The sequence below is a fragment of the Myxococcus sp. AB025B genome (assembly GCF_006518215.1).
GTDB classification, from domain to species: Bacteria; Myxococcota; Myxococcia; order Myxococcales; family Myxococcaceae; genus Myxococcus; species Myxococcus fulvus.
In genome coordinates, this window is record NZ_SRLW01000074.1 from 1 (window position 1) to 16,594 (window position 16,594).

The 16,594-nt window shown below is 71.2% G+C and carries 11 protein-coding genes; 6 read left to right on the forward strand and 5 right to left on the reverse strand.

Annotation, left to right across the window (positions count from 1 at the left end; translation table 11 throughout):
* Positions 1 to 54: 54 nt before the first annotated feature.
* The 4 genes from FL311_RS14790 (at position 55) to FL311_RS14805 (ending at position 5,234) form a co-directional block, all read left to right on the forward strand.
* Positions 55 to 1,284 carry a GAF domain-containing sensor histidine kinase gene (locus FL311_RS14790; RefSeq protein WP_141325792.1) on the forward strand — a complete coding sequence of 410 codons (1,230 nt, stop codon included), beginning with the start codon at positions 55 to 57 and terminating at the stop codon, positions 1,282 to 1,284.
* Positions 1,285 to 1,315: 31 nt separating this feature from the next.
* Positions 1,316 to 2,695, forward strand: coding sequence for a hypothetical protein (locus FL311_RS14795; RefSeq protein WP_141325793.1), 1,380 nt, complete (start codon positions 1,316 to 1,318; stop codon positions 2,693 to 2,695).
* Positions 2,696 to 2,755: 60 nt separating this feature from the next.
* Positions 2,756 to 3,601, forward strand: a complete 846-nt coding sequence (locus FL311_RS14800; protein ID WP_141325794.1) for a head GIN domain-containing protein — start codon at positions 2,756 to 2,758, stop codon at positions 3,599 to 3,601.
* A gap of 85 nt (positions 3,602 to 3,686) precedes the next feature.
* Positions 3,687 to 5,234 (forward strand): SDR family NAD(P)-dependent oxidoreductase, encoded by a 1,548-nt coding sequence (locus FL311_RS14805; protein WP_141325795.1) that lies wholly within the window; start codon positions 3,687 to 3,689, stop codon positions 5,232 to 5,234.
* Between the two features lie 9 nt (positions 5,235 to 5,243).
* Here the strand turns inward: FL311_RS14805 and FL311_RS14810 are convergent, their stop codons facing one another.
* The 3 genes from FL311_RS14810 to FL311_RS14820 all read right to left on the reverse strand — a co-directional run bounded on the left by FL311_RS14810 (position 5,244) and on the right by FL311_RS14820 (position 9,700).
* Complete coding sequence (locus FL311_RS14810; protein WP_228556878.1) at positions 5,244 to 5,831, reverse strand: 2OG-Fe(II) oxygenase; 588 nt, start codon at positions 5,829 to 5,831, stop codon at positions 5,244 to 5,246.
* 110 nt (positions 5,832 to 5,941) lie between these two features.
* Positions 5,942 to 7,507 (reverse strand): mucoidy inhibitor MuiA family protein, encoded by a 1,566-nt coding sequence (locus FL311_RS14815; protein ID WP_141325797.1) that lies wholly within the window; start codon positions 7,505 to 7,507, stop codon positions 5,942 to 5,944.
* A 15-nt stretch (positions 7,508 to 7,522) separates the two neighbouring features.
* Positions 7,523 to 9,700 carry a mucoidy inhibitor MuiA family protein gene (locus FL311_RS14820; RefSeq protein ID WP_141325798.1) on the reverse strand — a complete coding sequence of 726 codons (2,178 nt, stop codon included), beginning with the start codon at positions 9,698 to 9,700 and terminating at the stop codon, positions 7,523 to 7,525.
* Positions 9,701 to 9,831: 131 nt separating this feature from the next.
* Between FL311_RS14820 and FL311_RS14825 the strand changes: the two genes are divergently transcribed.
* Positions 9,832 to 10,659 (forward strand): polyphosphate kinase 2 family protein, encoded by an 828-nt coding sequence (locus FL311_RS14825; protein WP_141325799.1) that lies wholly within the window; start codon positions 9,832 to 9,834, stop codon positions 10,657 to 10,659.
* 249 nt (positions 10,660 to 10,908) lie between these two features.
* Positions 10,909 to 12,666 carry an EGF domain-containing protein gene (locus FL311_RS44065; RefSeq protein WP_194869206.1) on the forward strand — a complete coding sequence of 586 codons (1,758 nt, stop codon included), beginning with the start codon at positions 10,909 to 10,911 and terminating at the stop codon, positions 12,664 to 12,666.
* A 108-nt stretch (positions 12,667 to 12,774) separates the two neighbouring features.
* On the opposite strand, the gene FL311_RS14835 is transcribed toward FL311_RS44065, so the two are convergent.
* Both FL311_RS14835 and FL311_RS45070 read right to left on the reverse strand, forming a co-directional pair.
* Complete coding sequence (locus tag FL311_RS14835) at positions 12,775 to 13,497, reverse strand: hypothetical protein (RefSeq protein WP_141325800.1); 723 nt, start codon at positions 13,495 to 13,497, stop codon at positions 12,775 to 12,777.
* Between the two features lie 12 nt (positions 13,498 to 13,509).
* The gene (locus FL311_RS45070; RefSeq protein ID WP_228556879.1) at positions 13,510 to 16,146 is read right to left on the reverse strand and encodes a DUF4157 domain-containing protein; all 2,637 of its coding nucleotides are present in this window, start codon (positions 16,144 to 16,146) and stop codon (positions 13,510 to 13,512) included.
* Positions 16,147 to 16,594: the final 448 nt, after the last annotated feature.

Consider the following 16,594-nt stretch of genomic DNA (forward strand, 5'->3'; position numbering starts at 1 on the left):
CTCCCACCTCGAACAGAGAGGATGACGCGACGAGCCCTCCGCGTTGCCCTCTTCATGCGCGTCCATGAAGACACCCCGCAGGATGCCTCCAGCCAGCCGTCTCCAGCGGGCGGCGTCACCCCGGACGTCCAGGCCATCGCTCGAATCGATGCCGTCAAGACGGTCCTGCAAGTGCTCCTTCAGACCACCGGCCTGCGGCTGGCCGTCGTGGCCCGCGTCACCGCGCAGGAGTGGCGCTGCTGCGCGGTGCTGGACGAGATGAACTTCGGCCTCAAGCCGGGCGACACGCTCGCCATCACGACGACGTTCTGCAACACGGTGCGCACCTCGGCCACCCCGCTGCTCGTCAACCACGCCAGCCAGGAGCCCCGCTTCGCGGGCCACCCCGCGCCCAGGCTCTATGGCGTGGAGAGCTACATCGCCGTGCCGCTGTACCGCAGGGACGGGGCCTTCTTCGGCGTCATGTGCGCGCTGGACTCCAACCCGGCCGCGCTCCCCCAGGACAAGCTGGAGGTCTTCCGACACCTGGGAGACCTCATCGGCCATCAGCTCGAGAACCAGGACGCGCTGGACCGCAGCGCGGCCCTGCTCTTCGACGAGAAGGAGGCGGCCCTGCTGCGCGAGCAGCTCATCGGCATCGTCAGCCACGACCTGCGCAACCCCCTCAACGCCATCCTCATGTCCGCCGCGACGCTGGTGCGCCGCACGGACCTGGACGAGCGGGCGCGCCGGGCGGTGCGGCGCATCGTCGACTCGGCGGACCGCGCGCAGCGGCTCATCCGGGACCTGCTCGACTTCACCCAGGCGCGCATGGGCCAGGTGCTGCCCGTCGACCGTCAGCCCATGGACCTGCACGAGCTGACCTGTCAGGTCGTCGAGGAGGTCCAGGCCGTCGCGCCGGAGCGCGTGCTGGAGGTCCGGACGAAGGGCCACGGCCAGGGGACCTGGGACGCGGACCGCATCGCCCAGGTGCTGCACAACCTGCTCGCCAACGCCATGCAGTACAGCCCCCCGGGCGCGCGCATCCAGGTGTCGAGCGAGGCGAGTGACGGGGAGCTGGTCCTGCGGGTGCACAACGACGGGCCCCCCATCCCGCAGGAGGTGCTCCCCACCCTCTTCGAGCCCATGAAGCGCGGCACCACGAACGGCGCGGAGCGGCGCAGCGTGGGCCTGGGCCTGTTCATCGTGGACCAGATTGCCCGGGCCCATGGCGGGAGCGTCGAGGTGGCGTCCACGCAGGCGGAGGGCACGACCTTCAGCGTCCATCTTCCGCGGCGCGGATGACGGCGCGCGCGCGTGGAGTATAAGTCGCCGGATGGACGGCCTCCCGTCTCCCACCGCGCGCGACTCCGTCGACCCCTGGCGTCTTCCCCTCTTCTGCCTGGCCGCCGCCGTGGTGCTGGCGCTGACGCTCCAGCTCAGCAACGGCACGCTGCTGGACACCTCCCTGCGAGGCCTCACGCTGGCGCTGGGCCTGGCGCTGCTGGCCGTCGTCGGCCCCGGCGTCTCGCGTCCATGGACGTGGGGTGAGGCGGCGCTCGCGCTGGGCCTGGGCGTCGGCCTGCTCCTGCAGCTCCAGGCCCTCCTCACCGACTACCCGTCGTCCGCGCTCAGGCTCCAGGGGCCCTGGCCCTTCGCGCTCTTCCACGAGCGACTGGCGGCCGCGGCGCTCATCAGTGGCGCGCTGCTCGCGGGTCCGGACTGGCTGCGCAAGGTCGGCGTGCCCGCGCTCCTCGGGGTGTACCTGCTCCTGGGGCTCTGGATTCTTCGCCACGCGCCCTCGCCCCACATCGACGTGCTCGTGTTCCAGGTGCAGGGCGCGGACGAGCTGCTGCGCGGCCAGAACCCGTACGCGATGACGTTCCCCAACATCTACGGCCATGGCCACTGGTACGGCGAGGGGCTCGTGCGGGACGGACGGCTGCTGTTCGGCTTCCCCTACCCGCCCCTGAGCCTGATGTTCGCCACCCTGGGCCGCGCGCTGGCGACGGACCCGCGCCACGCGCAGCTCGTGGCCACCGCGCTCGCCGCCGGCCTCATGGCCTGGACGCGTGGTGGTCGTCTGGGCGCGGGCGCCGCGGCGCTGTACCTGCTCACACCGCGCGGCTTCTTCGTGCTGGAGCAGTCCTGGACGGAGCCCTTCCTCGTGCTGCTGCTGTCGGCCACGGTCTTCTGCGCCGTGCGCTTCCCTCGCGCGTTGCCGTACGTCTTCGGACTGACGCTCGCCATCAAGCAGCACACGGTGTTCCTGCTGCCGCTGGCGCTGCTGCTCCTGCCCAAGCCGCGCAAGCAGCTCTGGAGCTTCCTGTGGCGCGCGGGCGCCACCGCGCTGGCCGTCAGCCTCCCCTTCGCCCTACCGGACCCGAAGGCGTTCTTCCACAGCGTGGTGGCGCTGCACATCCACCAGCCGTTCCGCGTCGACTCGCTGAGCTACCTGGCCGCGTGGGTGGCCAGGGGGCACCCCACCCCGCCCCTCTGGATTCCCTTCGCCGCCGTGGCCGCCGCGCTGGGCTTGAGCCTGTGGCGCGCGCCCCGCACCCCCACGGGCTTCGCCGCCGCCACCGCGCTCACCTACGCCACCTTCTTCGCCTTCAACAAACAGGCGTTCTGCAACTACTACTACTTCGTCGTGGCCACCCTCTGTCTGGCGGTGGCCGCCACGCGCCTGCCCTCGGCCCCCACACCCGCCCGGTGACAGCTTCCCACGCGGCCGGTGTTCCAGGCCCCGGACGCGGGCACCAGGCCCGGGGGAGACATGGACATGTGGATGCGCGCGGCGGTGGTGCTGCTCACGGCGGGCTGGGTGACGGGGTGTGACGGCTACGAGCGCGGCAACGGCGACACCGTGACGGAGGCCCGGAGCGCGGAGGGCTTCGAGGCCGTGGCGTACGAGGGCCACCTGGACGTGCGCGTGCGCGAGGGCGCCACCGCCTCCGTGGAGGTGACGCTGGACTCCAACCTCCAGGACAACGTGCGCGCCTTCGTCCAGTCCGACGGGACGCTGCGCATCGAGACGGACGGCCACCTGGACCCCCAGGGCCCCGCGCATGTGGACGTCACCCTGCCGCGCCTGACCGGCGCCTCGCTCTCCGGCTCGGGCCAGGTGCGGGTGGACGGCTTCGTGGGCCAGCAGTCCGAGCACGTGCGCCTGCGCGCCCAGGGCTCCGGAAGGCTCAGCTACTGCGGCGCGGCCCGCGTGCTGGAGGCCCACCTGGACGGCTCCGGGGAGCTGAAGGTGTGCATGCCGGAGTCGGGGGTCGCCCAGTCGGTGGCGCTGCACCTGTCCGGCTCCGGGGACCTGTCCTGGTCGGGCGCCGCCGACACCGTGCGGGTGACGAGCGAGGGCTCCGGGAAGACGCGGCTTTCGGGCCGGGCCGAGCGGCTGGACACCCGCCTGTCGGGCAGTGGCGACCTGGAGGCCCGGGCCCTCGGGGCCGTCCACCTGGACGTCCGGCTGGAGGGCTCCGGGGACGTGGAGGCCCGCGTCGAGGGGGGCAGCGTGAAGGTCTCCCTCGAGGGCTCCGGGGACGTGGAGCTCTGGGGGAGCGCCTCCCTGCGGGACATCGACGTGGACGGAAGCGGTCGGGTCATCTGGCACTGACGCCCGGCCGTCCCCCCTCCTTGCAGGGAGGGCCCGCGAGCGGTCCTTTCTTCGAGGCCCCCTGCCGGGATATGCACCGACGGCCATGAAGGACGCTGAGACAACCTCGCCCGCGCTCGACGAGGTCCGTCGGTGCACCCGCCTCCTGGAGGCCATGGCCGAGGACCGCATCCTCCTGGCCAGGCTGCCCGAGGAGGACAAGCGCGCCCTGCTCATCGCCGCCGGCCGCATCGTCATGCCGGACCGCACCGCGAAGTCCCGCCTGGAGAAGGCCCTGCGGCGCGAGAAGCGCCACGACAAGCAGACCAAGGACCGGGAGGTGCGCGCCAGCACCCGCATCCGCACGATGCGCCGCGCCCCCGTCTTCAACGCGCCCCTGCTGCCGGCCGGTGAGGTCCCCGTCGAGGAGGGCCCCGAGCGGCTCCTGGAGACGCCGCGCAAGTGCTACGTGTGCAAGGCGGAGTACCGCAAGCTGCACTTCTTCTACGACGCGATGTGCATCGCGTGCGCGGACTTCAACTACGCCAAGCGCACCCAGCGCGCGCCCTTGTCCGGCAAGGTCGCGCTCATCACCGGCGCGCGGGTGAAGATTGGCTTCCAGGCGTCGCTGATGCTGCTGCGCTCGGGCGCCACCGTCATCGCCACCACGCGCTTCCCCCAGGACTCGGCGCGGCGCTACATGCTGGAGCCGGACTTCGCGGAGTGGTCCCACCGGCTGCACATCCACGGGCTGGATTTGCGCCACGCGCCCAGCGTCGAGATTTTCGCCCGGCACATCGAGCAGACGCACTCGCGGCTGGACATCCTCATCAACAACGCGGCGCAGACGGTGCGCCGGCCGCCGGGCTTCTACGCGCACCTTCTCGAAGGGGAGCTGCGCCGGTTCGAGGAGCTGCCCGAGGCGGCCCGCCCGCTGCTCGCCAGCCACCGGGCCTGCCTCACCGAGCTGAACCCCGTCCTGGGCGCGGGCGGCACGGAGCCCTCCGCGATGACCACCTCGTGGCGCAGCAACGACCCGGCGCTGGGCATCCACTCGTCCGCCGCGCTGTCGCTCCTGCCGTACGCGCTGGAGAACGAGGGTGACACCAGCGCCCTGTTCCCCCAGGGCCGGCTGGACGCGGACGAGCAGCAGGTGGACCTGCGCGACATGAACTCGTGGCGGATGAAGCTCGCGGACGTGTCCACGGCGGAGATGCTGGAGGTGCACCTGGTGAACGCGGTGGCGCCCTTCATCCTCTGCGGCAAGCTCAAGCCGCTGATGACGCGCAACCGCACCACGCCGGGCCACATCGTCAACGTGTCCGCCATGGAGGGCAGCTTCTCGCGCGGGACGAAGACGGACCGCCACCCGCACACCAACATGGCCAAGGCCGCGCTGAACATGATGACGCTGACGTCCGCGGCGGACTACGCCAAGGACCGCATCTACATGAACGCGGTGGACACCGGCTGGGTCACCGACGAGGACCCGGCCGTGTTCTCCCAGCGCAAGGTGGAGGACCTGGACTTCCAGCCGCCCCTGGACATCGTCGACGGCGCGGCGCGCATCATCGACCCCATCACCACCGCCGAGAACACCGGCGACTACTCCTGGGGCAACTTCTTCAAGGACTACCGCCTCACCAACTGGTGAGGCGGGTCCTCAGGGCAGCGCGCGGCGGTACATCAGGTCCGTGCGCACCACGTACTTGAGGCCGCCCGTCACCGTCGCGCCCTCGTGGTACAGGTGGTGGTTGAAGACGAGCCCCATCCCCCGACGGGGCGTCACCGAGCGCCCCAGGTCCAGGAAGTTCGTCGCGCCGCCCTCGGCCCCGTCATTCAGGTACACCAGGTACGTCAGCAGGCTGCGCTCGTTCCTGTCGCGCACGAAGGCGCCGTCGTAGTGCGGCGCGAAGTACTCCCCCGCCTCGTAGCGGTAGCAGCGCAGCCGCTCGTTGGCGCCGCACAGCTCCCAGGTGCGCTCCAGCCTGCGCGGCACGTGGGTGAGGACGCGCTGGTGCAGCAGGTCCGCCAGCGCCGGGTCGTCGAACATCACCCGGGAGTTGTTGCGGAGGTCGGGGCGCATCACCATGCCCTGCGACGTGGTGACGGGCGCGGCCAAGGGCCCCAGCGCCTCGATTCGCTCCACCAGCTCCTGGCACTCGTGCTCGTTGAGGAGGTCCTCGAGGGTGAGGACCAGCGGATTGGCTTCCCCCAGCGCACGGTCCGGGTCCGGCAGCAGCGGCGACATGCCCGCCATCCAAGCGCCCTTCCCACGCGTTGACCAGGGAAACGAGGCGCCGGAACAACCCCGCCCGCGGAGGAGCCACACTCCCCAGGATGACTCCTCCGCGAGCGTCCCTACAGCCCTCCGCTGACGTAGCTGGAGGGCGCGTCCACGTGGAAGACGAGCTCCAAGGTCCTCGTCTCCGCGGGCGCGAGCGCCACCTGCCAGGTGGCGATGCCGTCGTCCTTCGTCAGTGCCAGGCCCGCCGTCGACTCCGGCGCCACCTCCACCTTCACGTCGTCCAGCTCGGAGACGGGGATGTGCTCGGACAGCACCACCTTCTCCTCGCGCTGACGCAGGTTGGAGAGCTGGAAGCGGTAGGCGTAGCGGAAGCGCTGCTTGCCCCCGAAGAGCCCCTGCGGGCGCTTCACCTCCTCCACCGTCGTGCGCGTCACGCGCAACGCCTCCTCGATGCCGAAGGTGAGCTCGAAGGCAAGCCCGCTCGCCACGCGCTCCAGCCGCTGACGTCCCAGGAAGCCCGTGCCCCGGAAGAGGCTGACCTCCCCCGGCAACAGCGGGAAGGACGTGGTGTTGGCCAGCCGCGCCACGCGGAATACCACCGGGTGCAGCTTGGGCACCGTGCGCCACGAGAACTCCGCGGGCAGGCGGTGACGCCCCAGCACCACGCGCACCGCCACGCCGTCTCCGGGCACCCGCGTCGCCTCCTCGGCCTCCCACTGCACGGACACGCCGTGTGACACCACCCGCGGGCCCTCGCCGGAGGACGCCGCCCCCTCGACGCCGCCCTCCACGGATTGCCGCGCCTCCTGACGCGCCGTCAGCACCTGGCGCTCCTTGGGCTGCTTCAGCGCCCGGACGAGCAGCGGCGCCATCTCCGGCGGCGTGGCGTTCTTGCGAGGCAGCGCCGTGGAGAGCACGAGCTTCGCGCCCGACCAGTCCTCGCCCGTCTGCTGGCGCACCGTGGCGAGCGCCGTCAGCTCCACCGTGCCCGAGGCCTCATCCGCGCGCGCCTCGTAGCTCGGCTCCCAGGAGCTGCCGCCCACCAGATACGTCAGCGACACCCGGGCCTTCTTCCCCTCGGGACACGACAGGCGCACCTCCACCCGGTACTCGGCGCGGGCGGCCTCGGTGCTCAGCCGCGAGAGCTGCGCGGAGACCTCGTCGCGGCGCTGCTTCAGCGCGCGGCGCTTCTCCGCCAGCTCCCACGCCTCCCTCACCGCGCGCATCCGCACCGACAACGCCGCGTCGAACGCCGAGGCCCACGCGCGCGTGTCCGGCTTGCGGCCCGTCAGCTCCCGCGTGACGTGGTCCACGGCCACGTCGGTGTAGCCCTCCGACAGCCGCTCCAGCCCCGTCACCCGCGCGAGAGCCGCGTCCAGCGTGAGCTCCTCCTGGGTCAGCGCGTCCCACCGCGCCCTCCACTCGCGGCGCTCCGCGGAGAGCTGCTGCTCGAGCGTCTGGCGCTCGGCGGTGAGGCCCTCCAGGTCCGCGCCGGGGGCCCGCGCCCGGAAGCTCTCGCGCGAGGCGGCCTCCGGCACGTGCTCGAAGACGGCGGTGGTGGGGCCACGGCACGTCACGTCCTGGGTGCGCGTGACGTGGGCCCGGTCCGGATAGACGACGACGGAGGACACCTGGGGCGCGGCGGCGAGCACCAGCAGGGACAAGGGGAACAAGGTCATGGTGGCTCCTCGCGGCTACTGGGTGAGCTTCCAGTTCTGGGGGCGCTTCAGGCGGTACTCGAAGGTGAGCGTCTGCTTGCTGGAGGCGGGAATCACCACGTCCCAGCGCAGCACCCCCGTCTTCGGGTCCTGGCTCGCCACGGGCTCGGTGCGCACGAGCGTCGCCTCCACGTCGCCGCCCCAGCCCAGGGGCCACTGGTCCACCACGTGTGTCTGCATCGCGAAGGGATAGGGGTTGGAGACCTCCAGCGTGACTTCGTACGTGTTGAGGTCGTCCTTGGAGATGAAGCCCTCCTTCGACTGCACCAGCCGGACGTCGCGCGCGGTGCGCACGGCCGGGTCCATGCCCAGGGGCAGCGTGAAGGGCTCGCCCGGGACGATGAGCGGCAGCGACGCGGTGCCGGACGGGTCGTCTCCCACGAAGAGCGAGGCGGTGCCTCCGGGCAGCGCGCTTCGCGACGGACTCTTCAGCCGCGCCACCAGGTACGCCTCCGACGCCAGCGCGGGGAAGACGCGGCGCTCCACCTGCACGGGCCATGACTCCAGGAGCAGCGGGATGGTGCGCTCGCCCTGCCCGCTGGGCACCGTCTCCGAGCGCGGCGCGGTGAAGGCCAGGTCATGACCTCCCGCGAGCGACGCCGGCAGCCGCGAGTCCAGCGCCGGACGACGCCAGCCCGGAGGCGGCGCCAGCCCCACGTAGCGGTCCACGACGGGCTCCGGCCGCCAGTTGGACGTGGGCGCCCCATGCAGCGAGAAGCCCACCCCGGTGTGGGTGCTGCCCACGTCGACAGTGGGAGGCGCGCCCACGATTTCGACGACCTCGCCCAGGCTCTCCGGGAGCAGCTCCACGTTCATCCGGACGGTGCGCTGCATCCACACCTGGATGTCCGCGCGCGCGTACGGCTTGAACTGCTCCCTCTCGAACCGGAGCGTGTAGACGCCGGGCGGCAGGGGCGGGAGCCGGTAGTTCCCCTGCGCGTCGGTCACGGTGGTCTCCTCCCCCGGCAGGCTCGGCGAGGTGGCGGTGACGACGACGTCGCCCACGGGAGTTCGCGACTGGGCATCGATGACGTTGCCCAGGACGAAGGCATCACCGCCCGGTGCGACGCGCGCGGTCGGCGAAGGACGGGAAGACTCCGGCTCCGGGCTCCGGGACTCGGTCGGCGTCGGCGCCGGCCTCGACGCCTGGGCCACCTTCTGCGGGGCACGCGGCGCGCCCTTCCCCTGGGCTCGCGTCTCGAGCTCGCGGCGCAGCAGCGCCACCACGTCCAGCGGGGCCACGGGCCGGGGCAGCGGCGGCGGCTCGCTCGGGAGCTCGTCGGTCCTGCGCGCCGTGGGGATGAAGCGCTCGGCGGTGCCCAGCTTCCACGTGGTCAGCTTCGGCAGCGCGGTGAAGGTGGACGGCAGCGCGGTGCTGAGCGTGAGGCGGGCCTGGGTCCAGTCCTCGCCCGTCTCCTGGCTGACGAGTCCGGAGAAGGCCACCTGCACCCGCTGCTGCGCCGGGTTGAGCTGGAGCTCGTAGCGCGGGTACCAGCGCGCCTGCTGGAGCACCACATAGGACAGGCGCACCTTCGCGGCGCCCGAGCCGGTGAGGGCCACCCGCACCTCGAAGCCCCGCGGCGAGGGCAGCGCCCCCAGGCGACCCGCCTCCACCTGCCGGGCGTCCAGCTCGTTTCCCAGGACCTGCATGCGCGCCTCCAGCTCCCGCATCCGCACCTCGCGCTTCGTGCGCAGGTCGACGAGGAACGCGGCGGCCTGGCTCCAGCCCCCGGGCGCCAGCGCTCCGCTCGCGTCGTCGGCGTCCGCGCCCGCCCCCTTCGGCTGGATGCGGCCGAGCGCGGCGACCTGGCGCTGGTTGGCCACGTGCTCCGCGTTGACGCGGGAGAGCTCGTCCCCCAGCCGGTCCAACGTCGAAAGCAGCGCGGTGGCCTCCGCGACGGGGAACGGCGCCGGCTGGGCCGCGCGCACCTCCACGGACGCGACGCGGGCCCCTTCCGCCTCCACCTGGATGGAGTCCGGGTCCACCGCCTCCGGCAACAGGGGCAGCTCCAGCCGCTCGGTGCCGGAGACCTGGAGGGAGGCGGTCCGCACCACCCGCGCCCGGTCGCTGTAGACGGTGACGTCGGTGATGGGAGCCTCGGTGGAGGCGTGCAGCAGCTGACTGACGGCCCAACCCAGTCCAAGAAGGAGCATGCGGCCAAGGTACGTGTCCGGCTGTGCTCACATCTTCACGAAGTCATCACGGCGCCCGCACGATTGTCTCAGCCCCGGACGCCTCGGGTGGCACGCTGTCCTCCGGACCGACGCCTCATCGAAAGGAAGTCATGCAGCTCATCACCAGCGCGAGTCAGGGAGCCAAGGTGCGGTTGGAGAAGCTCTCCACCACGCCTCCGAAGCACGAACAGAAGACCGACGCGAAGGCGGAGTTCGAGGCCCTGGGCGAGGAGCTGTTCGACCTCCAGGACCTGATGTGGGGCTCGCGGCTCAACTCGGTGCTCATCGTCCTGCAGGGCCGCGACACCGCGGGCAAGGACGGCACCATCAAGCACGTGGTGGGCAGCCTCAACCCCCGGGGCGTCTCCGTCGCGTCGTTCGCGGCGCCCACGCTGGAGGAGCGCGAGCACGACTTCCTCTGGCGCATCCACCGCCACACCCCGCGCCTGGGCGAGTTCTCCATCTTCAACCGCTCCCACTACGAGGACGTGCTCGCCGTGCGCGTGCACGAGCTGGCGCCCCCGTCCCTCTGGAAGGAGCGCTACGGCCACATCCAGGACTTCGAGGAGATGCTCGCCGAGCACGGCACCATCGTCCTGAAGTTCTTCCTCCACATCAGCCAGCAGGAGCAGGAGCAGCGCCTGATGGACCGGGAGAAGGAGCCGCGCAAGGCGTGGAAGATCAGCGCCGGTGACTGGGAGGACCGCAAGCTCTGGGCGGACTACACCCGGGCCTACCAGGACGTCTTCGCGCGCACCTCCACGAAGCAGGCGCCCTGGTGCATCGTCCCCTCCGACGCCAAGTGGTACCGCAACCTCGTCGTGGCCCGCGCCGTGGTGGCCGCGCTCAAGCCACACCGCGAGCGCTGGCAGGCGCGGCTGGACGCGCTGGGCGCGGAGAAGAAGGCCGAGCTCAAGGCGTGGCGCCGCAAGCGCTGAAGCCCCGCTGGGAGGCCCCCGCACGGCCACGCACGCCACGTCGCCTCGCCGGGCCGCTCCGATGTCCGCCTCCACGCGACACCGCGACACTCAACGACACGCCTGTCACCTGGTTCACGGGTCGGGTGCGACAAGCCCCCTTGCTCCAGGCGCCAGACCGACATCGTGCCTTCCATGCGCTCCGACGGCTTCCGCCCAGGGGACATCCCCCGGGAAGCCCGTCGGTGAGCGATTGGAATGGAGCGAGACATGGAGTTCAGTCGAAGGGCCACGACGTGGCGCGCGCTGGGCGCGGTGTTGCTGTGCACCGTCCTCGGTGCTTGTGGTGCGAATCCCCAGGACGAAGAGACGCTGAAAGGCGAGTCGGAGACGCCACTCGAGGACGCCCAGTCCGAAGAGAGCGCGGAGCTGGCGGTGGTGGACCCGTACGCGGACGCGGCCACGCCCAGCGGCCTCAACGTCGTCCTCAACCCCAACAACGCCGTGGGCGCCCCCGACGGCCAGCGCGCCACCGTGCTCTCCATCCTCGGCGGCTCGCTGCTCCTGGACATGGGCCAGGGTGAGGAGGGCCGCGGGCCCCTGCGCATCCACTACGGCGGCCTGACGCTGACCGTGCTGTTCACGGTGGACTTCCTGAGCGCCGACCGCACCGTCATCGCCACCGGTCAGGCGAACCTCATCCAGCTGGGCGTGGGCCGCTTCTCCGTGGACGTCCCCTACTCCAACGCCACCCCGTACCGCTACGTGCGCCTCAACCGCGCCCTCGCGGGCCTCTACCTCATCGACGCCGTCGAGACGACCGGCCCCCTGTGCGGCGATGGCCGCGTGAGCACCGGCGAGTCATGTGACGACGGCAACCGCACGGCGAACGACGGCTGTAGCACCATCTGCCAGGTGGAGCCCGGCTACACCTGCCAGGGCAGCCCCAGCGTCTGCACCGACGTCAACGAGTGCACCAACGGCACCGCGCAGTGCTCCGTCAACGCCACCTGCACCAACACGCCCGGCAGCTACACCTGCACGTGCAAGGCGGGCTACTCCGGCAACGGCCGCACCTGCAACGACATCAACGAGTGCACCAACGGCACCTCGCAGTGCTCCACCAACGCCACCTGCACCAACACGCCCGGCAGCTACACCTGCGCGTGCAAGCCCGGCTACTCCGGCAACGGCCGCACCTGCTACGACATCAACGAGTGCACCAACGGCACCGCCCAGTGCTCCGTCAACGCCACCTGCTCCAACACCCAGGGCAGCTACAACTGCACCTGCAAGGCGGGCTACTCCGGCAACGGCCGCACCTGCAATGACATCAACGAGTGCACCAACGGCACCTCGCAGTGCTCCGTCAACGCCACCTGCTCCAACACCCAGGGCAGCTACAACTGCACCTGCAAGGCGGGCTACACGGGCAACGGCCGCACCTGCAACGACATCAACGAGTGCACCAACGGCACGCACACGTGCACGCCCGGGCAGCGGTGCGTGAACCAGCCGGGCGGCTTCGACTGCATCCCGGGCAGCTGCCCGCCGCCGCAGGTGAAGTGTGGCTCCTCGTGCGTGAACGCGAACACCGACCCGGCGAACTGCGGCTGCTGCGGCAACACGTGCGGCGCGGGCAAGACGTGCACCAACGGCGTCTGCGGGGCCCGCGCGCCCCTGGGCACGCCCCTGGGCGTCACGGCGAGCTGGGAGCGGGCGCAGGACCAGGACCTCATCGTCCGCACGCCCAACGGCGAGCTGCTCGCGTACGGCCCCGCCAAGGCGGGCGCGCTGGCCCCGTCCGGCCCGGAGGGCACGCCTCCGAGCGGCACCTACTTCATCTGCCTGAAGAGCACGAGCTTCGAGGCGTCCCCCACGGACGACACGCCCGTGCCCTACTCGCTCACGGTGAAGCGCGAGGGCCAGGCGGACCACGTGCTGCGCGGCGTGTTCCTCGGCGCCGACGCGGATTCCCTGTGCGGCGCGGACCACCCGTCCCTCATCGAGGCCATCACCTACCCCTGAGGCCGTGCCTGGATGACCTCCGGGCGCGCGGGCCGACAGCTCGCCGCGCGCCCGGTGGCTCGAGGCCCCGTCACCCGTCGTGACAGGGCCTCGCGAGCGCCTGGTGGCTCATCGCCGCCGGGCCTCGCGGAACACCTCGGTGAGGCGCTGCATCTCCGCCTCCACCGCCGGAGTGGTGGCCTCCCCGAGCCGGGGCGTGGTGACGACGAACAGGCCCTTGCCGCCGTCCACCCACTCCACGCGCTCCGGTGGCAGCCGCGCGAGCACCGCGCGGTCGAACTGCTCCACGTGCCCCCGGCCCAGGAAATTCGCCCAGAAGACGCCCGCGAACAGGGGCCGCAGCGTCACCGCGGAGTCGTACTCGCCGGTCTCCAGCGCCTCGTAGCGCGCCAGGGGATGGATGGCGGCGAACTCCGTGGTGTCGGGCGAGTGGGCCGCGTGGAAGGCGGCGAGCAGCAGCGCGGAGCCCGCCTCGTCCTCGTACGCCGCGCCGTCGAACTGGAAGACGAAGGTGTTGAGCCCCGCCACCCGCCCCTCGTCGGCGACGAAGCGCGAGATGCCCACCGTGAGCGTCCACGGCGAAGGCGTGCGCCCCCAGGCCTTGAGGAACGGGTGCTTCTCCTTCTTCGGAATCTCCGCCATCACCCGCGCGCCCACGCCGGGTCCCTGGAGCTCCACCGCGCGGCGCGTGGCGTCCTCGTCCCAGCCGCACACCCCCTCCACCGTCCCCACCAGCCCCGCCTCGGCGAGCGCGTCGATGAAGGCCGCCGGCGCGCGCCGGTCATTCCAGTCATGGTGCTGCGAGCTGGCGGTCCACTTCACCTCGGCCATGGCGTGTCCTCGCTAGAGCTTCGTCAGCACGTTGGGCTGCTTCACATACCAGACGGTGATGCCGCGCGCCTTGAGCGCCGAGTTCAGCTTCGCGGCCTCCTCCGTGGGGAACAGGTAGTTCAGCGACTTCACCTCGGCGCCGGAGCTGTTGCCCTTCGTGCCGAGGAAGGAGAGGTAGTCGTCCACCTGGCCGGGCGGCACCTTGTCGGTGAGCTGGTGCTTGACCTCCCACAGCTCGCCCTTGTCCGCGAAGAAGCGGTCCGCGGTGCGGCGCTTGCCTCCAGGGACGGTGAAGGTCTCCCGCGTGAAGGCCTTGCCGGCGAACTCCTGCAGGTGGGTGCGCGCGAAGGCCTCGAACATGGGGCCCTTGAGGGCGGCGCCCTGGCGCGGGTCCGCCTTCACCACGGCCTCCACGATTTTGTTGAACGCGCCGATGTCCCCACCCGTCTTCGACGGCACCACCAGCGTGAGGTAGCGGGTGAACGTCTGATACGCCGTCTTCGGGTTGAGCTTGTCCGCGTCGGTCATGAAGTCGGCGAGCTTCGCCAGGTCCAGGTCCGTGAGGTCCGCCTTGCGGATGAGCTCCATCAGGGCCGGGTACTCGTCGAGGTACTGCTTTATCTTCCCGATGTGCAGGTCCTTGGGCAGCGCGACGAGCACGCTCTCCGGCGTGGTGAGCTTCTTCGCGCCGGTGGCGCCCTTGGCGGCCAGCTCCGCCAGGTACTTCTGGATGGCGCCCAGGTCCACCTTGCACGGCGAGGCGCAGCCCAGCACGCGCGCCTTGGCCACGTCGCTCAGCTCGCTGAAGCGCTCGATGGCCCACTGGGGCAGCCGCTTGAGCCGCTCGAGCGCCTCCGCGGAGAGGTTCTGCAGGAGGTGGCCGGGCACCTTGAGCACCCGCACGGCCCAGTCGCGCGCCGTGGTGAGCGCCTTCATGCCCTTGCGCAGGGACTCGGCCTCCTTGAGCCCCTTGGCGGCCTCGCCGGCCTTCTCCAGGAACTTCGCCGCGCGCGGCATCTTGGCGAGGAACTGGGCGAACTTGCCCGCCTTGCCCGCGCCCTTGAGCGCCGTGAGCGCGCCGCCGCTGAAGAACAGCATCACGATCTCCGCCAGCGCGTAGCCGGTAATCCAGCCCCGGAAGTGCCAGCGCTTGAGGAGGCTCGGGTCGTTCCACTTCTTGTCCAGCGCGTCGAGCCCCGCGGACACCAGCTGCTTGAAGTCGAGCTTGGACAGGTCGCTGAAGAAGCCCCGGATGTCGGAGAGCAGGTTGCCGGTGACCAGGCTCCACACCAGCTTGCCCGCGAGCTTCGCCAGGTCCACCAGGCCCACCAGCGTGTCCCAGAGCGACTCGAGCACGCCGTGCAGCAGCCCCGCCACGAAGGCGATGGAGCCGGCCAGGAACTCACCGATGGCGGTGATGACGTTCTTGACCTTCTGGTAGGCCTCGTAGGTGATGGAGCCCGAGGAGACCTGGCCCTTGAGCGTCTTGGCGAACTCGACGCCCGGTATCCATATCTGCGAGCCCGCGTGCGTCTGGGTGGTGTCCCAGTCCCCCTCCGGGTCCGGCTTGAAGATGCCCTTGCGGCCGCGCTCCGCGTTGACGAACACCAGCACGTTGACGAAGAAGCGCTCGTCCTGGCCCCACTTCGTCGCGTCGGACTTGTAGAAGCGTTTGACGATGTCGAGCGCCGTCTCGCCGGACGCGATGCGGTACAGCCTCGCCTCCGGGTCGGGCATGTCCACGGTGACATGCGACTTGGCCACGTAGCCGAAGCGGCCATCCACCAGCATCACGAAGTACCAGCCGCCGGACTGCTCGCGGCTGACGAACAGGCGGGTGTTCTGCGGGAGCCGCTCCAGCGGGGCCGTGCCGGTGTCGGGCGAGGCGCGCAGGTTGACGCCCTCCTCGGCGGCGACGAGCCCGTTCTTGTTGACGGGGGTGCCCGACTGGGTCGGCGGCACGTCCGACGTCGTCTGGGTGGGCGGCGGCGTGGGAGGCGCCGGCGGTGAGGGCACCGTGTACTTCGACGCGGGCGCGGGGGTGAAATCCCGCGCCACGCCCAGGCAGTGGCGCCCCGGCTCACGCGTCGCGCCGTCCGCCATCACCGTGTCCGCCATGGACTCGGCCTCGCGCTCGGAGGCGTCCCCTGGGGAGGTCACCGACAGCCCACCCGTGGCGAAGCGGGCCAGCCGGGCTCCGGAGGTGGCGCGGCCTCCGGTCTGCTGCAGCACGTGCGTCAGCTCATGTGCGAGCAGCCGACGTCCCGCGTGGGTGGACGGTGAGTACGCTCCCTCCTGGAAGGCGATGTCGCTGCCCACCGTGTACGCGCGAGCCTGGAGCGCGCGCGCCGAGTCCGCAGCCTTCGCGTTGGTGTGGATGCGCACGCCCCCCAGGTCCTGGCCGAAGCGCGGCTCGAAGAAGGCGCGCGCGGAGGACTCCAGGGGCTGACCCGCGCCCAGGCCGCGGGCGACGTGCGCGGACACCTGCTCGGAAGGCCCCGCGCCCGGGACGCCGGGCTGGGCCGCCCGGGCCACCTCCTCCTTCTTCTTGTCGCAGGACGAGCAGGAGCAGGCGCCCCCCGCGCACGCGACGCGCTGCACGCTGGGGGTGAGCGCGAGCCGGCTGAAGTCGAACCGGACGCCCGGCACGACGGCTCCGGGCCCGGCCACGGCGCGCGCCGAGACGGCCTGCGTCGCAGCCGGCGCGAGCGGACGCGACGCAGGGGTGGAGCTCCGTGTCTCGGATGAATGACTCGCATGAACCCGAGCCGCACTGCGTCGCATGGCTCCCCCCTGGTCTGGAGACGTGAGTGTACGCGAGGACGCGTCACCGCGACGAGGGAGACAGCGGGCTACATGGGAACCTGCGCGTCGCGTCGGCGCGGGACGTCAAGAATGGCCTCGGCGTCTATATTCACACACTGTGCGCATTTCTTTGAACACACGTGCGGGTTCATGGTCGGCTCCCGCGCGCAAACCTCATCCAAGGAGTGGTTGACCATGAAGCGCATCCTGACGTTCGTGCTCTCCGTCTTCGTCCTGGGCTGCTCGGGGTCCGTGGGCGAGCGCTTCTGCAAGCCCAATACCCAAGCGTGTG

Bases quoted from the DNA above. Each gene is read 5' to 3' on its own strand.
- FL311_RS14790 (WP_141325792.1), top strand. From the start codon at position 55: ATGCGCGTCCATGAAGACACCCCGCAGGATGCCTCCAGCCAGCCGTCT.
- FL311_RS14795 (WP_141325793.1), top strand. From the start codon at position 1,316: ATGGACGGCCTCCCGTCTCCCACCGCGCGCGACTCCGTCGACCCCTGG.
- FL311_RS14800 (WP_141325794.1), top strand. From the start codon at position 2,756: ATGGACATGTGGATGCGCGCGGCGGTGGTGCTGCTCACGGCGGGCTGG.
- FL311_RS14805 (WP_141325795.1), top strand. From the start codon at position 3,687: ATGAAGGACGCTGAGACAACCTCGCCCGCGCTCGACGAGGTCCGTCGG.
- FL311_RS14810 (WP_228556878.1), bottom strand. From the start codon at position 5,831: ATGTCGCCGCTGCTGCCGGACCCGGACCGTGCGCTGGGGGAAGCCAAT.
- FL311_RS14815 (WP_141325797.1), bottom strand. From the start codon at position 7,507: ATGACCTTGTTCCCCTTGTCCCTGCTGGTGCTCGCCGCCGCGCCCCAG.
- FL311_RS14820 (WP_141325798.1), bottom strand. From the start codon at position 9,700: ATGCTCCTTCTTGGACTGGGTTGGGCCGTCAGTCAGCTGCTGCACGCC.
- FL311_RS14825 (WP_141325799.1), top strand. From the start codon at position 9,832: ATGCAGCTCATCACCAGCGCGAGTCAGGGAGCCAAGGTGCGGTTGGAG.
- FL311_RS44065 (WP_194869206.1), top strand. From the start codon at position 10,909: ATGGAGTTCAGTCGAAGGGCCACGACGTGGCGCGCGCTGGGCGCGGTG.
- FL311_RS14835 (WP_141325800.1), bottom strand. From the start codon at position 13,497: ATGGCCGAGGTGAAGTGGACCGCCAGCTCGCAGCACCATGACTGGAAT.